The organism is Cohnella sp. AR92, assembly GCF_003990975.1.
GTDB lineage: Bacteria > Bacillota > Bacilli > Paenibacillales > Paenibacillaceae > Cohnella.
The window spans coordinates 26,935-46,015 of sequence record NZ_RZJR01000014.1; the positions used below are offsets into that span (position 1 = coordinate 26,935).

Here is a 19,081-nt window from a genome sequence, read left to right on the forward strand (position 1 = left end):
CGCAGCTTACGCATAAGGTGGTATGCTGCTGATCATGCCGGCTATAGCACCTCACACAAATGTCATCAGGAAATTCTTCCTCTTCTGACTGTTCAGTCCTCATCTGAGCTTCATCCTCACTTAGAAATAAAAAGGAGGAAGCTATAAGCCTCCTCCTATTTCCTATTCCAAATCGCAAACCGTATCAGGCGTAAACACCCGAACGATACTTTGAAAGAACTCGGTTACCTTCTCCCCGGTTTTGAACCCGTCATCATTGAAAATATCCGATACGTCCTTGCGCCTTTTGGTGATCCCGGCGACGATGTGCGTCCCCATGTTTCCCCCAACGGCGCCGCTCGCGATTGCAACCCCCATATGTGTGGGCTTGAGCGGAAGCATCGGACGCTTCATGCTCGCGGCCATGTTCTTCGATAACATGCGCTTATTCAGCTCATCGAACAATGGTGATGCCGCCAAGTCACGAGCCAATTCTTCGGGGTTCATTTTGCCTGCCCGGTAGAAGCCAAGCTCCCCTTCCGAAATGTCCACTACGATGTCTTCATCGATATCGGCAAGCGTAGGAAGCATATCCTTCTCGCCTTCTCCGATCGATCGAAGCCATTTGTAGTTCTTCTTGCTATCCTCCCCGCTCGCCTTGCCCAGGTTAGCAATGACGACTACCTGCTTAAATACATCGTAGTTGTCATCGGTAAACCGGTAGACCCTAATGTTGCGGAAACGCCCGCTTAAAACGGCTGCCGAATCCCTCACCACATACTGAGGGATGCAGAACATCAGCAAGCCATCTTTCTGCAGCAGGCCGTGTTTCACAGAGGATAGCGCGCGAAGAAACGTCAGTTCCGTCCTCTCACTAAACCCCTCCTGGTAAGGTGGATTCAGCCATAGGAGCGAAAACATGGGCTGCGTACGCAAGAATTCGTAGCCATCTAGGATGACATGATCGATCACTTGCCGCGCCTTCTCATACCGTGTTTGCTCGAGCTCTACGCCATAGCTCTTCACGTCAGCCCCCTGCTCTTGAAGGGAAATAGCAAGCATATTGAGCGCTTCCCCTTCACCGCAGCAGGGATCGATGATCCGAACCTCGCCGGCGCCTTGCGCTTCTTCGCCTTGATACCGCAGACGGATTCGCTTGCACAGCAGCTGCAGCTCGTCTATCGGAGTGGCATAAAACCCGCCTTTCGATTCAGATGCTAAGCGTGCCATACAGAGACCTCCATCCCTTCATCCGTCTCTTCTTCCCACATGTACCCGCGCAAAATGAGCGGTAAGTAGAGAAGCGAAAGAATGATGATAACGGCGCACGCCAAAGGAATAAACAGCTGGTCATTGAAGCATGCCAAGAGTAAGCCGGCAGCGATAGCATAGAACAATCCTCTCACCCAACGCCTATCATTGCTTGGGCAGTAGTTAAATTCAATATTACGTTCAGCCTTCCTCATTCGGTAATTCAAGACCAGCGTCGGGAGCGTCAACCTAAGGATCATGATGATCATACTCGCCCCGTACAGATTACGAATGGTTTCGTTCAGGCTCATAAGCCAAATTCCAATTGACAATATAGCCCCGTAGAATACAATCCTGTTCACAATTTTCATTGATCTTTCCTCCAATGGGTTTGATGGTCATGCCGCATTCTTAATCTCCAACGATATAGCCGATATGCCTACCGTTGATCACTACCTTCTTGCTCTCGCATGATAGGTCTGCCTTCAACTTGCTGCTCAATCACTCACCTCCTCCAGAAAATAAAAAAATCCAGCTGCGGTGAACCCATAAGGTTCTCAACAGTTGGATTTCGTTGCCCTAAGAACGCAAAAAAGAGCTTGTTCTCGCGGGATCCTCCTTCAATATAGGCAGACCTATAGTGAAGTTTGTGATTCCTCCCAAATAGGGATTTACGCTTCGAGAACAAGCTCATCTTAGAGCAGAAAATATAATTTCGTCTTTATGATAGCATATGGCACTCTTTTTGCCTATGTGGAAAACAGGGGACTAGTTTACGATAAAATGTTAGAGTGCGTCTCCGCGTAGCTTTTTTTAAAATCTAATACCTACATTCTTTTTAAAAATATTTATTAGATCATTTGGAACCATTATTAAAATCGCATTCCACAATCTTCTTCCTGCTTCCTCGTATTTATCATAACTTAGAGGCATTTCAGAGTAATATTCATGCATTATATCAATAATCTTTCTACACATTTCATTATATCCACTATAAGTCTCAGGTATGGATGGGAAATTAATATTTCTAATGCTATGCACGATAATTGCTGTGCAATTATCATAGAAATGATTGTATCGAGTTATATCATTAAAACCGCTCAGCATAATAAGTTGTTTATTAAGCCATTGTTTCATTGCTCTTTGTAATTCACTCTCTGTTGATCCGATGCTTGCCTGACTATATTTTTCATCCGCACTTTTATACGCGTCATATTCATCTATCAGTTGCATCGCAAAATACGGTAAAGAAAATCGATTATTATATATCTTTTCTCGCGTATCTTGAGTTAACTCTTCTCTATTCTTAACATGTCTTAACTCGTGAACAATTGTATTTTTTAGTGTTATCCACTCACTTTCCGATAGTTCGCTGATTTCTCTATTTCTTGCTCTTTTTCCCTTTATGCCTATATTGACAATGCATTCCTTGTCTCCAAAATTTGCGTCTCCCTTGTTGATTGGTAACTCATCAGAAAATTTGACATTCATAGGTCCTACTATTGAATATTCCTTTTTGATTTGATCTACAAACAGCATTATTTCTCGTTCTGTATCTGTACTTCTTTTATTAATTAAAACCCGGGATAATATCTTCCTTAAATTCATATTTCACCTCTAGTTCTCCTTGGTTGATGTACATTACAATATTATACAATAAAAAAAGGCTACTGGTTTCCCAGTAACCTTTTCGTGAAGCCTCTAAATTAATGAATCATATAAGTCTCTTCAACCGTTTGTTCTGGGCTCACCCATACTTGAGCATGCGAAAGCATGAAGTATCCAAGTGTTCCAGACATTAAAGCGAAAAGCATGACTTCCGCCATAGCCCTCGCTGCCGATGCTGGAACTGCGTTGCCCACGTACATTCTGGCCATCGAGTCCGAGCATCCTTCCAGTTGGAACGGGCGCCCATCAGGCAGAGTGAGTGGGAAATCTTGTAGCCATGCAAGTTCAGCTGTCGTCAGCGGTCGGTGCCATGTTTCATCTTCAGCAACGATGACATACACACCACGTTCATTATCATCAGGAATGCGCGGATCGGAGATAGCCGCTGCACCAGCATGAATATCGCTGGAGCCGATGACTGTCCCTGCCGTCTGCTCCCAATCCATAACCCCCATTGTACCCGCTCGCGGGGAACAATTCAGTCGTGGATCAGAAATGCTGCTTGCACACTGCATGATTCGAGAAGAAGCACGGATCGTTTTCGACGGCTTTTCCCAATCTTGAATGCCGTAGCAGTCCGGATGAAGTTCCGTTTGAACCCTCGGATCCGCGAAAACGATCGCTCCGCTTCCGAAACGGGTTCCTGTGAAGCACGGCGCTGGCTTGTCTTCCTTGGAGAGGCTATACACACCAGGATGACGGTTTTCCCGCTCAAGCACCCGGGGATCCGCAACACATATTGCACCGTTGCTTGGACCAACTGCACCCGTGATGCACTGAGCTGTTTTGTCGTAGCGGACAATGCGATATAGGTTTGCCTTTCCGTCAGCATTAATTGCCAAACGTGGATCGGAAACCGCGGCGCCGGCGCTGCTCCCACTAATGCGGGCATTTCCGATTACCGTATTCCCTGTCCGGTTCCAATCTTGAACTCCGTACGCTCCCGCTCCTCTTGGTTCATATGTAATGCGATAGTTCCACCAATCAAGCTGATTCAGGTCGCGCCAATCTCCGCCTGCCGGGATGAGTCCGAGACGAACCCAAGTCTTCCATTCAAGATTCGGAAGCTTATGCAAAGGCCCGCCGAGCTGAGTATCCCCGGGAAGCGGCATATGCTTAAGCACGTCTCCAATGGTCCGCAGCTTTCGCTTGGCCGGCTTATAAACGAATGAATTGAGTTTCTGCTCATTCCGAGCGATCAGCAGATATCGTCTGCGATGCTGGCCGAGCCCACCGAGCTCCCCACAGTCGTGATTTTCATCGCTAACTGCATATCCAGCCTTTCTTAGCAGCTTCTTAATCTTCTCGAGAATGTCTTTTCCCCGCGTTTGAATACGCGGAACATTCTCCAGGAGGATAAGCGAAGGCAGGTCATCTGCAAACGCCTCGAGACAAAGCTCGATACTTCGGATGGTCAATAAATTTAACGCCTGGTACTTTTTCGATTTCGCCGATTTTTCGGGTAGCAGGCCGCTAAACCCCTTACAAGGGGGGCTCGTGAAGACGACATCCGGACAGATCCCATCACAGGCATCTAAAATATCTGCCGGTGTCATCTCCCGCCAGGTGTCCGGGGGCTCCTTCCCAAAGAAATCGATGTATTGTTGCCGGGAGAACAAGTCCATTTGAACGGCCTTACTTCCGGTAATAGTCTCATAGTTTTTACAGGCGATTGGATCAACGTCAATTGAGCAAAGGGTTCTAAACCTACCGACCTTGCCCATGAATTCGCTGCGCGCGCCGTTAAATCCAATTGTGCCTCCGCCGATCCCGCCGCATAGATGCAATACTGTATACTCTGTCTTTAAGGATTCGATATTAAAATCTACCTTTAGCTTATCTTCGAGAACTGCTGCTCCCATTTTCAATTCCTCCCAAGTGTTTAAAATGAAAAAAGGCCGCGCCCATTGGCGTGACCTTTAGCCTCATCTATTTATACGAACTCTCTCCCTAACAATTAGGACTCATAGCGGATAACCGGAATGCCGTTCTTCCGTCCGTTCCACATTGGCCCCGAAAACCCAACGAGCTTCGGTTGCCCATACAGTTCGTCTCTAACGCATTCTCGTTCTTCATATCCGCTAATTACATATTTTTGTTCCAATTCGCCCTTTGTAATTAACTGGCCGTTGCCAGGAGTAGCGATCTGATATAAAAACTCCTCTTGTCCATCCATACTCGTTTTTCATCCTTCTTTCGTTTAAGATGAGAAAAGCCACGGAGTTATCCGCGGCTTTTCTGCGCTTCATAACGGGTCAAATTGGGAAGAGATGACCTTTGAATCCATTATTAAAGAGATCATCGATTCCCTTCCCCGCTTCCTCCGGCCAGACATAAATCGCAAGTTCGATCCCATGTTCATTCAAGATCGGCTTTGCTCCTTTGATGCAATTCAGGACCGCTTTACCAACGCTGTCCTCTTTGGTTTGAGCATCAGCATCAAACCCTAAGATGACACGCTTCGGTTTAAGCTCAAGGGTCGGTTCAAGTAAGATGCGCCATGAGCTGACTCCCGCTGCCTGCAGGTGTGGTTCTTCCGTGAAGTCGGCTGCAATATCACCTTTAATCGGGCCTTCTCCCCACCAGACCGTGGATGTGTCCATGACTTCTTTGATGCTTTGCCCTGGGCGCCATCTCTCCAGCACTGATGTAGGAACGGCACAGTGATATGGAGCTGGGTCGCTGCTTGTTCCTTTGAGGATTCCTCTCTCCGGAGCGGGACTGGAAGCAAGCCAGCCATACCAGCGTCGCTTGGAGAGGATGACAACAGGGCCAGGAAGGACCTGTGGAAGTTGCTCTTCCTTGCCTTCCCAAATGATGCTGCCAGTCTCCTTGTCCACTACCTTAATTTCGTCGGATCCCTGTACATGGTAGCTGCCCTTCCCTTTTACAACGACTTCAACCTGCGGGTTGTCATAACGAAGCTGGAACCCATGCACATGGTTGAAAATGTCGCGAAACGGGAGCAAAATGCCTGGTCGGCCACCCAAGGTCCAGTAATTCGCTTGTTTCCCTTTCAAGAACATGAATCCAGGAATACCCTCCGGCTCCCCTAATTCCTTCATGATCTTGTTCGTGACAGAATACCTCGCCTGTTTATTTTCAGTCAAAGACCGATATTGCCGGGCTTGGATCTGCCGATCGTTCAGTTTCCGCTTTTCTTTAAAATGGTTAACGTGCTCAAGCTGAAGCGGGAATTCCTCCATCACACGCCTATTAAACTGATTAAGGATTGGATTATCCTTTTTCGGGCTCTCAGGCGGCGCCGGAGGTGCATTCTTCACTTTCGGTTGTCCTGTAAAACCGGCCGGCGTCCACTTCTGGCCACCTTCGTACTCAATCTCGATGCCGGCGATTTCAGCAACACCTTCAACCGCTTCAATAAACTTCTCACCGGTCGGGTAGGGGTTGTTGAACTTGCGATAAGCATAGTAGCTAATCGCGTCCCGTCCACCTTCCGTTGAGCCAAAAGCAGTCCACATGCGTTTACTCGGGGTGATGCAAAGACTAGGAGTATTCTCACCATCATTACGATACGTATAATAGTGACGTCCTTCTCTTGTCAGTTGATCCCCTAGCAATGTCGCAAATTCCGCTAAATCCAGTTCCTCAATTCGGTTCATTGTATCCTGGCTAATTCTCGGCATAACATACATCTTCCCTTCCGGATTTTTGATAGAACGCAAAAAACCCTATGAGTAGAAGATGCAGCCATAGCATAGCTATGCCGACATACATCCACCCATAGGGTTTCAATTCTTCGAGGTAAAGATCAACACATGGTCGATCAAAGTAAAGGTTACTCTCTAATAGTAAAACAGATTTTTTGGAAAATCAATCATATGAGCGAACTATAACAGCCGGTATTCTAAAACAGGTGACGAGTATACCCTTTTGATAAGCCTTATTGTTTTTCCATGAAAGAGGTTTCGAAGGTTTAAGTATACACCCGCATATGAAGCAATAACAATAAACCCGGTTAGCTCAATTTGTTTTCCTTGAAGTCCCTCTTCTTTATATAATTCATGAAGGGTCATTGTTTTAGAATATAATTCTCGATCAGGAAAGCTTGCACGATATTTTCTAATGGCTTCTTTCCGATCTTCCCTAAACTTCTTAGATGATGTCCAACTAAATATGCATATAGGAGAATGGTTCAAGTACCACTTATTTTCACTCTTGTTAAAACTAAAAGCGAATTGATTGTTTAGCCGGTACTTTCGCTGTAGAACAAGTCGTAGAGGGAATAGGATCAGCCATTCAATTAAGAATAGTATAACGATAAGGAATGCAAAGACTGGCCCTAATATTTTCAATTGTTTATCCTGATCCATAGATTTAATGTTCCCTCCATATCCGTTGAATGTGCACTCCATATGATCAATCAAACTGATCCATGCAGAGTTATAGATAAGCATCCATAAAAGCAGCATGTCTAACGCTACTACTCTTGTCATCCATAAAAGACTTCATATTGTCTCTATCTGCATATTTGGCGAGTGCTCTCGCTATCTTAATGACGACATCATTGTCTTCATATCGACCTATGACGATTCGATTCAGACTAATGCTTGCTTCACCAAAGCCTCTCGAATATGCATAAGCCACCAATGAGGTAATTCTTCCTTTTACCTTGTCAATATCGAACAAGGACATTATGAAATCGCAAATAAAATACATAGATCGAAACGTCCAGCGTGTTTGGTAAGCAATCTGCTCTAGTTGCTCCTCGAAGCGATCCAAAAAGGTCTCCACATTTTCAGGAGAGGCATAGTCTTGGGCCCACGTCAGAACAAGACCAGGAGGCAGATTTAAGAGCGGCTCAAAGTAGGTATCATACGTCAGATCGCCTTGATTTCCCCCGGTATAAATCCGATTGTTTTTCGTAAGGTAGTCAGACAAGTCCACGACTTGTTCATGCGTCAATGTCCGCTTTACTTGAAACTCAAAGCCGATCTCTTGAATGCTGCTCCGAATCCGCTGCGGGTTACGAATTCGAAGATATTGTTCCAACATCGTAAACACCGCTTGCGTATCGGCCGGACGTCTCTTTGGATTCTGCTGCATCAGTTCAAGAGTTATATCTAATAGACCAGACTCTATACGCGTTCGAAGCGGATCCTTCCCTGTGACCATGTAGGTCATAAGCGCACCAACCGAATAAATATCGGATTGAATATTCGCATTTGCCAATGCCTCATATTGTTCCGGAGAAATAAACGAGGCGTGCCCAAGATGAGTATCGACCGATCTCGTTAATGCTTTGGAATTTCGCTTATGATCCCGACCAAGTCCAAAATCGGCAACCCAAACGTCAGGAAGAGGGGCATCCGGCCTCTGGAATAGCAAAATGTTGTGCGGCCCTAAATCCCGATGCAAAATACTGATTTCATGAGCTGCTTGCAACCCGGTCAGTATCTGCATGGTCAGCGTAATTGTAACTTCTTCATCCAGTTGACCATGTTGTTCCACATAATCGGACAAGTTCATTGTCGCTTTCGGCATCATGTACCACGGACATACCGCTTCAATCTCATAATCGGTGATTGGAATGATATTTGGGCTTCCGTTAAGTTGATTTAGTATGGCGATCTCGCGTTGCATTCGTCGTCGATCTTCTGCGCTGCCTAGGTCAGGATCCGGATTCAGCGCCTTTATAACAACATTCGGCATTCCCTCAACCTCATATATAACCCCGAACGATCCTCCGTTAATTCGGTGACCATTGTATTTTTCGTGCCATTCCGTCATTGCTGCACCTCTATTTTCGACGTTTATACTTCCAATTTTACACTTTTGCCCAATATAAACCAATCCGCGAAAGCAATAAATAGAGTAATTCTCTAAGCATCGGTCGGATCGGACAAAATAAAAAACCGGCGCTTCAAACGCAACCGGTTTTATCTCAATCATATTCTTTTTTTCGGTCAATCTCTTCTTTCATTCCTTCATTTTTACTATCCTTCTCGTACTTCTTAAATATCTGATTCAATTCCCTCTCGATGTTCTCACGAATTTCTTTCGATGAGGGAAATGCCTCTTCTCCTAACCGGAATCTCCCCCGTATGACATTGCTCTTTGAATCCCCCACTGATGCCCAGCTCCTCATTGCGTAGTGTAACGGCAAGTAAATATTTATTGAAGGCTCTGTCATTCTTCATTGTTGAATTTCGACCAAAAAGATCTACTCTCTATCCGTGCTTATTTGGATTATGCTTTTAGAAGTTCCTCATCTGATAGTAAATCCTCCATCTTGCTGTCTGCATGACCTCTATAACCGCTACAAATACATTTTCTATTCTTAATCTTACCAACGATAAAGGAATCATTATTCTGCCACTGTTCAAAAGTTTCAAACTCATTTTTAGTAATTTGATAATACTCAGGAACATCTGCAATGCCCGTAAGCACCTCATAAACAAAAAATTCACCAAGCATGCCAACGCTTTGGTATTGCCCCTGTTTAATTTGTTTATAGTCTCGGTAGTTCATTTATTCGCCCCCTACTAAAGGAAAACAAATAAGACCCGCTGCTATATCCGCAACAGGTCTTATCTTAGGCCTAACTTTTCCATCTTTTGATCAACACGGGTCAAGGTTTGTTTAGCAAGCTCATGCCTTTTCTTGTCTACCACATGCTGAAAACCCGGTTTATAAACGATGAGGCTAGCCGGCTTGCGATCTCGATCCGCTTTTCTCTTGAAGAAAGCCATGAAACTCACCACCTTACGGAGCATTTGGGAACTTTCTGGTACAATTTGATTATAGCACGATAAAATTAAAAAATCACCCAACATGATGGTCCATGTTAGGTGATTTTCGGAATGTCTTAACGATGAATGCCCATTCTAGCTAGGCGTTCCTCCGTATAATGAATAACCTTTTGAGCCGATGAATCTTTCTTTGGTTTCAATGGGTATTCCCTCAATCGGTAAATCACGATCGGAAGGTTCCTATTCGATCCTTTACTCCTCAACCGCAGATGTTTGAGATGCTGCAGCAGCTTCATGCTCTGCCCCCCCGAGGTATCGATTAAAATGCAAAAATTGATGTTCCGGAATTAGTCGCATAAACGCGGTTATCATTTGCGCGTATAGGATTATCGTATTCGTGATGTAGGAACGTTCGTACTCTGTGAACGTAGGCTTGTCCTTGAAATGCAAAACAATGACACCAATCGGTATGTAGGCATCCCCAATAACATGGATCGGGTGCCCCATCACAGCTGCGTACGGCAGGCTCTTGGCATGTTCAGGATTGTATCCGTATAGCTGCGCCTCATCCGAGGTGAGGTCGTTAAGCCAAACCACATTCCCCTGCTGCACAACCTTGCCGGCGAACCTCTCTCCGATCGGAATTACCCGTGTCCTACGAACGTTCTCATGCAGATTGTACGAACCGACAATGCGCAAATTGCTATTGGAACTATCAACAAGCATAATCGAGGCCTGGTGAACAAGACCGTGCAGCTGCTCGATGCACGTCATCTCACTGATCAGATGATCCATTACGTTCTCGAATGAATATCGAGGATTCTGCGTATTCCGAAGCAATACAGCTTCCGAAAAGAATCCAACAATTCGGGTTAGCGACTGGATCACTTCGAGCGGAAAATCAGAAGCTTCGTCTAGGCGTTTAACCGTATCCTCCAGAACAGTGATCATTCGGATTAGTTCCCGCTCCCGCTCCTTCATTTGAGCATCCACGTATTCCTCCAACTTCGTCGTGGCTTGCTGAGCATACTCGAAAGAGTAAAATCGATTCTTTATTTTCCCAATAAAGTTCGCTGCCCAGATAAGCTCGACCTCTTTGGAGACCATGTTGTGCATGGTCTTGCGAACCAAGTGGTAAAAGAGAATCCAACCTACCCACACATACAGAATCCAATGCCAGTTGACGTGGGTTGAATAGTCAGGATCCCAAACCCACTTATACACCGTTTCTCCCGCCCCGACGAGAGTAATCAATAGGACAGGGATATTGACGATAAAGTGGATTAGGGCAAACACGAAGTTCACGACCCACTTGAGGCCTCTTTTAAGTCCTGTTTCTCTTGCCGTCTCGAGCATCGGATTATAGGACCCGTTACCAATCATCTCTTCTGCTGTATCACGCGGCTGTTCAGCCATCTATCTGCACCTCCTACGCTTGTTAACACGGTCCCCCATCGCCACCACGGAACGCGCCTGCAGGAAACTCCCAGGTTTGTCCGTCCGGCAAGAAGACCTCTTCTGGGCTGAATTCGCCCTTCATCACTTGAGCTAGCGCACGTTGGTTGGTGCGGTTGATACAGCTCACCGCATCCCCAACAAACGTATTGATGTTCACCTTGTTATCGAGTGTGAACCCCAGCTCGCGTTCAGCCTCTACAATTTGGTTAAACATGCTCCCTTCCCCGCTTCCATACAGCTCCTTGATGCCTGCCCAATGGCTTGGCCCATTAAAGATACAGAGCGCGCAGGATACTCGATTCATCCCAACCGAATAAAGAGGACTTGGGTTCATTCGGTACCTCTTGATGATCTCCCATACATCTCGGAGTGACCAGTCAATAAGTGGCCTCCATTGATGCACGGTCCGTCTGTTCCTTCTTTCCGCATTTGTTCCATGTATCTCGACTTCGTTATACCGCCGGCGGTTATGGCTCTCTCCGCGTCTCTCTCCGCTCACCAGGAGGAGCTTGCAGTCTTTCTTCGTGCCCGCGGAGTGAGCGATCATGGTATCCCCTACCATGATCTTCAGGTAAGCCGAGCAATAGCGAGTCGATAGATCCGCGCCTTTTGCCGGGAACTTCATCCGGTACCCGATCTTCTTTAACTCCATAAAACATTTCTGCAGTAAATCCCCATTTCCTTCTATTTCCGCCTGTTCCATCATCGCTTTTAATTCCTGCGATCGCCGCCATGCTTTTGGTTCAACGGTTTTATGGCCGTCCTCGTCTTCAAATACGACCGGTGCCGTCGATCCTAGCCGATATACCTCCGACCAGAAGCCGCCCTCTCTCCAACTCAAACGAAGCCGGATTCCAAGTGCTTCAGCGACAGCCTTTGTATAAGGGAGTGTTACGGGATGATCCATCTTCTTATCTGAACCGTGATCGATAAGATGGTGCCAAAGTTCAATCTTCTCTCTGGGTACACCGAGTTCAAGCAGATGGAGAACACATCCTAAACTGTCCTTACCGGAGCTAAAAAAGACGATGACCTTGTCGTAATCCTCAAGCGGAAGCAGAGCGTCCAAGTAATGCGTCTGGTCATGCTCCGATTCTCGGCGTCCCTTAAACCGCGGAACAATCGAAACTCCCTGTCCATAAATAGGCTGCACCGGGTTTCCAAACTGCACCGGGGTCAGTATGCTGCAATCGGCGTCTCGTACCACTTCCGGGATATCAACACATGCGCCAGTCTCGAAATCGAATGACTGGCGAGTAAAGGTATCGGTCACTCTAACCTTCCTCCTTAAATAAAAAAAGGCACTGCTTAAGCAGGCCCTTTCGGTTAATGGGTAACGGAGAGAAGCGATTCATACGGTTTCGTTATATTGACAGATTAGCTTCTCTCAGTCACTTAGACCGACCCCCTCACTCAGCCGACGATGGAGTTCACGAAGGTTGATGACGTTGTACGTCACGCCCTCGATCTCCTCCTGCTCAATCGCGTACTCCTCAATGTAATGTTCGATGTCGCCTTCATCCACACAAAATCTCATGGTATCACCCTTGATTTCGTAGCTATCGACTTGGCAGCAGATTCTTATTTCTCTTACCATTGCTGCTAACCAAATATTGTCCATATCAAACCCTCCAGGGAAATAATCATCTACACTAACAACACTTTTATGAAATAGAAAAAGGGCGCTGCCGGAGCAGGCCCTTTCTACTTGGTTAATGCGTTACGGAGAGAAGCGATTCAAATTCCAGTTGTTCCGGAATGATCTCCCGTCTATTTAATCTCCATAAGATTTCGTCATCAAGCACCGTTTCGATCTTCGCCGCCAGTCGTAAGTCTCCCAGCGTTCGACCACATTGATCGCAATAGCTGCGCGGAACCCCTTTAAGGGTTAACAAGCGGTCTTCACTGCCGACGTTGACCGTGCGTTCCTCGTCAATGTAGACGATATGAAGCGCGGTATTGCCGCAGCGGCACGCAGGCAGCGGTTTTGGCGATCGATTATCATTGAGCGCGACGTCTCGAATGTATTCTGCCATATTCCCTCTGTTAAAGAGAGTTGCTTTCAGTTCGATCATTCTTCGTTCCTCCCGAGTTAATCGAATCTTCGGTAGATCGAACGTACGCGGATTGTCGGACTTCGGCCGGCCAGCTGATTTCTTTTGCATGGCTCCCACCCCTTCAAACGGTTTGTACGCTCATTATACCGAACTTCTATAATTTTTGCACGTGCATTAATTAATTGCACCTGCAAATTCGCCTCGTATAGTTGTCGGTCCATTGCCACTCTTTTGAACGCGGGTCATATACTGTTACGACCACCAAGTAATTAGGATTGGCGACAGGCATCACGACTGGAACATGCATCGGACGATATTGACCACGTCCGATTTTCACGTTGTACCAAATCAAGAACCCGTACTCGCCATCCCGCTTCCGACATTCAATGATTTCTCCGTTCATTAGGGCTTCAAGGATATGAGTCTCTGAAAAAGCACGCCATACTTCACGAAAAGAGGCATGTTCGTCAAAAGCAAGATCCGCCTCCCCGTTCTCATAGGCTTGCCTAAACCGCTCCAATCGTCTAGCGGCAGCAGCCAGATGGGGCTCCATACGAGCGAACTTTTCCTCCGAGATCGATCTACATAACTCTTCATTTTCGCATTTCATCCCGCTTCACTCCTCCCGTGTTGTAATAAAAAAGAGCCCCTCCATGTGGAAGAGCTCCTCTTATGCGTTCTGGTGTCAGTTAAGCCTAATTGGAATAATGACACCGATCACTTTATTAGTTTCGTTATCCGGCCGGATGGCAACTGGTGTCGTCGGACTCGTGAACGATAGGCGAATCTCCTTGTGATCGACCGCTTTGATCGCGTCGATCAAAAAGAAGACATCAAGCCCCAATCGCATTTCTTTTCCGACCGTCTGACAATCCAAGCCCTCCGCCACCTGCCCAATTTCTGTCTTGCTGAAAATGGACATCTGATCGTCCTTTAGGGTGAAGATCCCCATCTTCTTGGTCTTTGCAAACACACTTGTACGTGTAAGCACCGCAAGCAGCTTTTCCCGTTCCAGGACAACTTCCATTTCAAATTTCCGCGGGATGACTTTATCCGTATCCGGATAGTTTCCTTCTAGAAACTTGGAAACGATCATGAAGCCAGGTCCTGTTATCGAAATAACCGATTGCGTGACCGTCACCTTCACTTCCTGCTGAACCGAGTCGATGATCTTGACGATCTCCTTGCAGGAAGATACAGCAATCGTTTGCCTAAAAGGCTGAGCCTGGATGCCTTCCACAAGGAAGCGGGAAAGCCGGTTTCGATCGGTACCCGTAAATTTCAGGTTCGTCTCTCCTGCCGCCATTTCCATATTCACACCTGTTAGCACGGGCATGTTCTTAGATTCCTGCTTGGATTCCTCCGCTGCCGCGTACATGGTACTCTTAAGTCCAGCAACGAGCGAAGAAGCAGGAATTTTGAACTCGCTCTCCACGTTTTTGTCAGTTGGGATTTGCGGGAACTCATCCCCATTAAATAGCGAAAGATCGAATTTAGCTGACCCCGCTTTAATAAGGAGCGACTCCCCATCCTTTTTCGTGAGTTCGACCTTGCCAGCCGGCAGCTTTTTGATGATTGAAGAGAATAGTGCAGCTGGTACGACAAATGACGCATCTTGATCTGCTTCAACGACATCTTGTTCTCCGACACAAATGGTGTTAATGCCATCGCCGCCTGTGAAAACCACGCTCCCAGCCCTGACTTCGATCTTCATACACGTGAGTAAGGGGAGCGCGTTGGAGTCAGGACAAGCATCAGCAACTTGAACTACCTTGTCTTTAAACCTACTCGGATCCTTCACTACGATTTTGATTCCACTCTTCGTTTTTACAGCTGTTGCCATGAACTTCATCTCCTTCAAAGTTGTTGTATTAATTCCCGTGCACGCAAAAAAAGCCCCGTGTCGGAGTCCTCTCATGAAATAGACAAAGCTATCCCAAGGAATTCAATCCGCCACTAGGGCTTTTATCTTCGAGGTAAAGATTAGCAAGTGCTAATCAAAGGGAAATAATACCTCTATATTTTAACATGGTTGCTTTTATTATGGCAATCATAGTGCTGGGGGGTCTAGAGTAAACGGCAGCACATGGAAAGTTCAGGCTTGCTTGTTTTATAACGAAAGAAGCGGACCCTCTTTTCAGAGGCATCCGCTTCATAGACGATTCATTGCTATTAGGTATACACATATTACATCAGAACCTTATGTATGTCAATTATTCTTTTCCGATTTCTCCTTGGCACTCGCGGCGATAGCTTTAAACTGCTGCAGGAGTTCGGGCGAAAAACGTGAGATTAGGTCTTCTACTGAAATTAGTAGTTCTTTCATCGTTTCGAGCTCATCTTCTACAACTTTCTTCTCTCTATTTAAATTATATACTTCATTCTCGTGATGAGCCAAAACAACCTGATAGAAATGCAAATTGTTCAACAAGAACTCATCCAACTTATCCAATATGACCGGATTGGTAACCTTTCCGGCCCGGTTTAGGACACGGTTTTTGCTGATCCATCGTGCCCCTCCTATCCCAATTCCAGTATTGTTGGTTAATCCGGTTGCTTCAGTTACCGTAATATCAATGACGTTCCGGTGCCCTTTTCCGAACGTCTGTGAGCTGCAGGGAGCAACCAGAATAGTATTAAATGCGTTTGCTAGGACGATAGCGGGGTGTTCATAAGAAGGCTCGTAACCATAATTCATCGCGCCAAATTCGACAAAGAGAATTTCTCCACGGTTGTATGTTGCCGTTATATTCTTCCCACGATCATCGATCCACCGCTCGACATGAACCAGCCATTGAGCCAATGAATAGGCATCAGCATCTTGTAAAGTGTCCGTTAAGTTCCAGACCGCTTGTTTATACGCATTAGCCACAGGAGAGACTGTCAGACCTTTTAAGGTCTTCTTATTGGCGCCAAGCCGATCAACTTCTCTTTTAACATCGCGTTTATTGATGCGGAACAACACGGTCACCATCTTTCGTTGATTAGAACATATTGAAAGGTTTCGCTTAAGCTTCTTCTGTAAGGATGTTGGGCGAAGGAGAAATCACCCAGAACATGCAGCACTTAGTCGTTCCCTCGTTTAAGATACTCCTTGATTCTGTGAATGACAAGACTCAGTTTACCTCTCAAGCAGGGCTATCATCTAACTCGGCAGAAGAATGCGCTCTCTCCTTTCGGAATCCCCCAGCAAGCTTCTTAAAGAACCCTTTGCTCTCCTTCGGCATAAGCTTTTTGACCAAATCCTCTGTAAGAAGCTCCGCAGCGATATCCTCAAAGACAGACTTTATTTGTTCACGTACATCGCCCTTAATAAAAGCGCTTTGCCAGAAGGACTCCCCGCTCATGTAAATATCGGGAAGGGATGGAATGACCGGTAGCTGGTGAACATGATTCACACCATACGCTCGCTTGAACCCCTCCTCATTTTCTTTATGAAGCCAGGAAGTCGACTTATTAGCCACTACGATTACTTTGTCGCGGATCATTCGAAGCGTTTCTTCATATGCCTTATGCTCTCTGTTTACCCGGAGTGGGTCATATCCGCTTACCAAGATGACTTGGTTTGCCTGTTTAAGAATGATCCTTTCGCGTTCATCTGCAAGCCCGGTACTCAGATCGTAAAAGAGAATCGGATAATGCCTTCCGAATCCTACAAGGTGCGCGGTATGCATGATATCCCACGAATCTAGCAGCTCATCAAGATGTCTTACCATGTATCCAACACCATTTGCGGTAAGCTCTGAGCCGCGGGTTACCGATTCCTCTTCAAGGATCTGCCGATGCCAGCTCTTCCAGCTGGCTCCCTGATCCGATTCTATGAGCAGTTTGGCCCCATGAATGAGCTCAAACCACGAATAAGGTGCATAGGGGGATTCACAGACGCCTACCTTTAGGCTTAGATTGTTTAAGTACTCAGCTAGCATACGTATTAATATCGAAGAGCCAGCCCCCGGGAAGGCAGAAGCAACTGCAATGAGCTGTGGTTGAATGTACATCTGCTCATAAACATGAACAAGCTTCTCACGCTCCACAACCTGAGTTATGACCTTGGTTTTTGGCTCTTTTTCCCTTTCCTTATCCTTCACCTTCTCTTTCTTTTCGTTACTGATCCCCTGGCTGATGATTTCCTCTGCACGCTGCTCTTTGGACTTTTCCGCGATTTGCTTCGCAGCCTCTCCGACCTTCCCGCGGAACTTCTCGATGTTTTTAAATACAGGAGGACTCGTGAGTTGCTCCAAGTAACTTGCCGGCAGCTGGCCATCATTGAAGATATCAAATACGAACTGCGTCGTTAGCTTCGTCAAAAAGAGATCGTCCGCCGGGCGCTGGCAGAAATAGACGATTCGAAGCTGCAGACTAATCCGCTTCATCTCCTCGATAATCCGCTCCCATTCTTCGTCGGTACCTTCATCACCAACTAGTTCTTCACCGATGAAAATCAAGGTCGCTTCCGTTTCCATGAACCGCTTAACAAGCGAGTTTCTTGTAGTTACCGTCGCAACGACGGTCCCAATATTAGCCTCTTCCATATCTGACTTTATAAGTTCGTCCAAGGATTCGTTCCCTGTGCCAATAATGATCGTTTGCCTCATATTTATCCCCTTTCGCAACAAAAAAAGGACAGAGAACGCCAATTACTCTGCGTCCTCCGCCCATCCTAATTATACCATATTCCGTTTCTATCTGAGACTATTTATTTCATCAAACAGCCATTCAGTATCCGGGCATCTTATTCTTTGTAAGCCCATTTATACCCATGTTCGTCGTAATCGGTGCATTCCGAATACCCGCACGCTTGATATAGGATGTCGAAGAGTGGATGCATCTTTTCTTCGATGTTCGTGTCCGCATCTTCGATAAGAATCCCATGGAAAAAGGTATGATTTCTCCCACCAGCAAAACGGACTCTACCACGAACAGGTGAAACTGCATATGAGCCATGCATGTGTAAAACGCTCATGAAGACAGCGAATGGAGGAGAGATCTGGTAGTGCTGAACTATCTTCATGAAGTGGTATAGCATTCGCATCGCACATAGTGAAATGTCCCCCACTTTTAAGGCCCAGTCGTTATCGCTGTCTTTTTCGAAGATCAACGGATCCCGCGCTTCCATCTTTCCGTCTCGAAAGAGCTGATAATGCCAAGCCGATTCATTTATCGTTTGAATAATGCCTTCTAGGTTGTACGTTGTCCTGGTTAGATTGTATCTATCTTCTGGTAGTAACCCTTTGAAATTGTGCAGTTGCTTGTTCAGATCAATAAAATCTCGTCTACCTAGCGGCACTAAATGAAGAGTCACTGAAGGAGTGTTATTAAGAAATAAAAATTCACGATTCCGGTTATGCCGGAATTCTTCAGCTGCGCTTAACCAGTCATTCATTTGCAACATGGCATCTCTAATTTGTCTCACATCCATCTGAAATTTTCCGGTATTGGCCCGGGCATAGAACTTGGCGTCATTTCTAGCGGTTACCATATGCGGCGCCTGCAGGCTACGTGGAACATCTATGATGAAGACAAAGCGATCTGCGTCATATGAAATCTCTTTAAAGGTAATTCCAGGCAGCCGCGGATCGATACCGTCGCGAATAATTTGATCCAACGACTGTTTAAGTTGCTCCACATTCACCGGCTTTCCCTCGGGATCCTTCATGGCCGTGACTTCCGCTGGATAGCCGGCATTCTTCCCATCTTCTTTCGCTTCCTTCAGCCCAAAGAGGAGAAGCCCGCCTGCCGTATTGGCCATCGCGACGATATCCGCCAGCAGTTCTTTCTTTCCAGCGTCATTTAAGATGGGAAGTTCAGCCTTGTAATCCAATTCGATCGATTCGGAAACCTGGTTGTCGATCAGGCGATCGATGTCGTTCTTGTCCAAGTCAGATGTTGCTTTGCCAAATAGTCTCATGCAGAAACCATTCTCCTTTTTTCAATTTGGTAGATTCCGGCAACAAA

General features: G+C 46.2%; 19 protein-coding genes. All 19 read right to left on the reverse strand.

Features of this window, described 5'->3' with window-relative positions; translation table 11 throughout:
* Positions 1-162 precede the first annotated feature (162 nt).
* The 19 genes from ELR57_RS21940 to ELR57_RS22025 all read right to left on the reverse strand — a co-directional run bounded on the left by ELR57_RS21940 (position 163) and on the right by ELR57_RS22025 (position 19,034).
* Positions 163-1,209, reverse strand: a complete 1,047-nt coding sequence (locus tag ELR57_RS21940; RefSeq protein WP_126961232.1) for a DUF6094 domain-containing protein — start codon at positions 1,207-1,209, stop codon at positions 163-165.
* Entirely contained in the window at positions 1,197-1,601 is a 405-nt protein-coding gene (locus tag ELR57_RS21945) for a hypothetical protein (RefSeq protein ID WP_126961233.1), read from the reverse strand. Before ELR57_RS21945 ends, ELR57_RS21940 begins: the two co-directional genes overlap by 13 nt.
* 442 nt (positions 1,602-2,043) lie before the next feature.
* A complete protein-coding gene (locus ELR57_RS21950) occupies positions 2,044-2,838 on the reverse strand; it encodes a hypothetical protein (RefSeq protein WP_126961234.1) in 795 nt (264 codons plus the stop codon).
* A 98-nt stretch (positions 2,839-2,936) separates the two neighbouring features.
* Positions 2,937-4,760, reverse strand: coding sequence for a DNA cytosine methyltransferase (locus ELR57_RS21955; RefSeq protein ID WP_126961235.1), 1,824 nt, complete (start codon positions 4,758-4,760; stop codon positions 2,937-2,939).
* Positions 4,761-4,855: 95 nt separating this feature from the next.
* The gene (locus tag ELR57_RS21960) at positions 4,856-5,074 is read right to left on the reverse strand and encodes a hypothetical protein (protein ID WP_126961236.1); all 219 of its coding nucleotides are present in this window, start codon (positions 5,072-5,074) and stop codon (positions 4,856-4,858) included.
* 79 nt (positions 5,075-5,153) lie between these two features.
* Complete coding sequence (locus tag ELR57_RS21965) at positions 5,154-6,545, reverse strand: DUF3854 domain-containing protein (RefSeq protein ID WP_158630122.1); 1,392 nt, start codon at positions 6,543-6,545, stop codon at positions 5,154-5,156.
* A 757-nt stretch (positions 6,546-7,302) separates the two neighbouring features.
* The gene (locus tag ELR57_RS21970) at positions 7,303-8,829 is read right to left on the reverse strand and encodes a serine/threonine protein kinase (protein ID WP_126961238.1); all 1,527 of its coding nucleotides are present in this window, start codon (positions 8,827-8,829) and stop codon (positions 7,303-7,305) included.
* Positions 8,804-8,989: a hypothetical protein gene (locus ELR57_RS21975; protein WP_126961239.1), complete on the reverse strand. Its 186-nt coding sequence runs from the start codon at positions 8,987-8,989 to the stop codon at positions 8,804-8,806. Before ELR57_RS21975 ends, ELR57_RS21970 begins: the two co-directional genes overlap by 26 nt.
* A gap of 119 nt (positions 8,990-9,108) precedes the next feature.
* Positions 9,109-9,390 carry a hypothetical protein gene (locus tag ELR57_RS21980; RefSeq protein WP_126961240.1) on the reverse strand — a complete coding sequence of 94 codons (282 nt, stop codon included), beginning with the start codon at positions 9,388-9,390 and terminating at the stop codon, positions 9,109-9,111.
* A 59-nt stretch (positions 9,391-9,449) separates the two neighbouring features.
* Positions 9,450-9,611, reverse strand: coding sequence for a hypothetical protein (locus ELR57_RS27945; protein WP_158630123.1), 162 nt, complete (start codon positions 9,609-9,611; stop codon positions 9,450-9,452).
* Positions 9,612-9,863: 252 nt separating this feature from the next.
* Positions 9,864-11,027 (reverse strand): GAF domain-containing protein, encoded by a 1,164-nt coding sequence (locus ELR57_RS21985; protein ID WP_126961241.1) that lies wholly within the window; start codon positions 11,025-11,027, stop codon positions 9,864-9,866.
* Between the two features lie 22 nt (positions 11,028-11,049).
* Positions 11,050-12,342 carry a phosphoadenosine phosphosulfate reductase domain-containing protein gene (locus ELR57_RS21990; RefSeq protein ID WP_202866426.1) on the reverse strand — a complete coding sequence of 431 codons (1,293 nt, stop codon included), beginning with the start codon at positions 12,340-12,342 and terminating at the stop codon, positions 11,050-11,052.
* A gap of 114 nt (positions 12,343-12,456) precedes the next feature.
* A complete protein-coding gene (locus ELR57_RS21995; protein WP_126961242.1) occupies positions 12,457-12,690 on the reverse strand; it encodes a hypothetical protein in 234 nt (77 codons plus the stop codon).
* 91 nt (positions 12,691-12,781) lie between these two features.
* A complete protein-coding gene (locus ELR57_RS22000; RefSeq protein WP_126961243.1) occupies positions 12,782-13,144 on the reverse strand; it encodes a hypothetical protein in 363 nt (120 codons plus the stop codon).
* Between the two features lie 160 nt (positions 13,145-13,304).
* Positions 13,305-13,736, reverse strand: coding sequence for a DUF4258 domain-containing protein (locus ELR57_RS22005; protein WP_126961244.1), 432 nt, complete (start codon positions 13,734-13,736; stop codon positions 13,305-13,307).
* Positions 13,737-13,811: 75 nt separating this feature from the next.
* A complete protein-coding gene (dnaN, locus tag ELR57_RS22010; protein WP_158630124.1) occupies positions 13,812-14,969 on the reverse strand; it encodes a DNA polymerase III subunit beta in 1,158 nt (385 codons plus the stop codon).
* Between the two features lie 366 nt (positions 14,970-15,335).
* Complete coding sequence (locus ELR57_RS22015) at positions 15,336-16,091, reverse strand: type II toxin-antitoxin system PemK/MazF family toxin (protein WP_158630125.1); 756 nt, start codon at positions 16,089-16,091, stop codon at positions 15,336-15,338.
* 163 nt (positions 16,092-16,254) lie between these two features.
* Positions 16,255-17,721 carry a hypothetical protein gene (locus ELR57_RS22020; RefSeq protein WP_126961247.1) on the reverse strand — a complete coding sequence of 489 codons (1,467 nt, stop codon included), beginning with the start codon at positions 17,719-17,721 and terminating at the stop codon, positions 16,255-16,257.
* Between the two features lie 137 nt (positions 17,722-17,858).
* A complete protein-coding gene (locus tag ELR57_RS22025; RefSeq protein WP_126961248.1) occupies positions 17,859-19,034 on the reverse strand; it encodes an AlbA family DNA-binding domain-containing protein in 1,176 nt (391 codons plus the stop codon).
* Between the last annotated feature and the right edge of the window lie 47 nt (positions 19,035-19,081).

Coding starts and splice junctions, on each gene's coding strand:
- ELR57_RS21940 (WP_126961232.1), bottom strand. CDS start 1,209: ATGGCACGCTTAGCATCTGAATCGAAAGGCGGGTTTTATGCCACTCCG.
- ELR57_RS21945 (WP_126961233.1), bottom strand. CDS start 1,601: ATGAAAATTGTGAACAGGATTGTATTCTACGGGGCTATATTGTCAATT.
- ELR57_RS21950 (WP_126961234.1), bottom strand. CDS start 2,838: ATGAATTTAAGGAAGATATTATCCCGGGTTTTAATTAATAAAAGAAGT.
- ELR57_RS21955 (WP_126961235.1), bottom strand. CDS start 4,760: ATGGGAGCAGCAGTTCTCGAAGATAAGCTAAAGGTAGATTTTAATATC.
- ELR57_RS21960 (WP_126961236.1), bottom strand. CDS start 5,074: ATGGATGGACAAGAGGAGTTTTTATATCAGATCGCTACTCCTGGCAAC.
- ELR57_RS21965 (WP_158630122.1), bottom strand. CDS start 6,545: ATGCCGAGAATTAGCCAGGATACAATGAACCGAATTGAGGAACTGGAT.
- ELR57_RS21980 (WP_126961240.1), bottom strand. CDS start 9,390: ATGAACTACCGAGACTATAAACAAATTAAACAGGGGCAATACCAAAGC.
- ELR57_RS27945 (WP_158630123.1), bottom strand. CDS start 9,611: ATGGCTTTCTTCAAGAGAAAAGCGGATCGAGATCGCAAGCCGGCTAGC.
- ELR57_RS21985 (WP_126961241.1), bottom strand. CDS start 11,027: ATGGCTGAACAGCCGCGTGATACAGCAGAAGAGATGATTGGTAACGGG.
- ELR57_RS21995 (WP_126961242.1), bottom strand. CDS start 12,690: ATGGACAATATTTGGTTAGCAGCAATGGTAAGAGAAATAAGAATCTGC.
- ELR57_RS22000 (WP_126961243.1), bottom strand. CDS start 13,144: ATGATCGAACTGAAAGCAACTCTCTTTAACAGAGGGAATATGGCAGAA.
- ELR57_RS22005 (WP_126961244.1), bottom strand. CDS start 13,736: ATGAAATGCGAAAATGAAGAGTTATGTAGATCGATCTCGGAGGAAAAG.
- dnaN (WP_158630124.1), bottom strand. CDS start 14,969: ATGGCAACAGCTGTAAAAACGAAGAGTGGAATCAAAATCGTAGTGAAG.
- ELR57_RS22020 (WP_126961247.1), bottom strand. CDS start 17,721: ATGAGGCAAACGATCATTATTGGCACAGGGAACGAATCCTTGGACGAA.
- ELR57_RS22025 (WP_126961248.1), bottom strand. CDS start 19,034: ATGAGACTATTTGGCAAAGCAACATCTGACTTGGACAAGAACGACATC.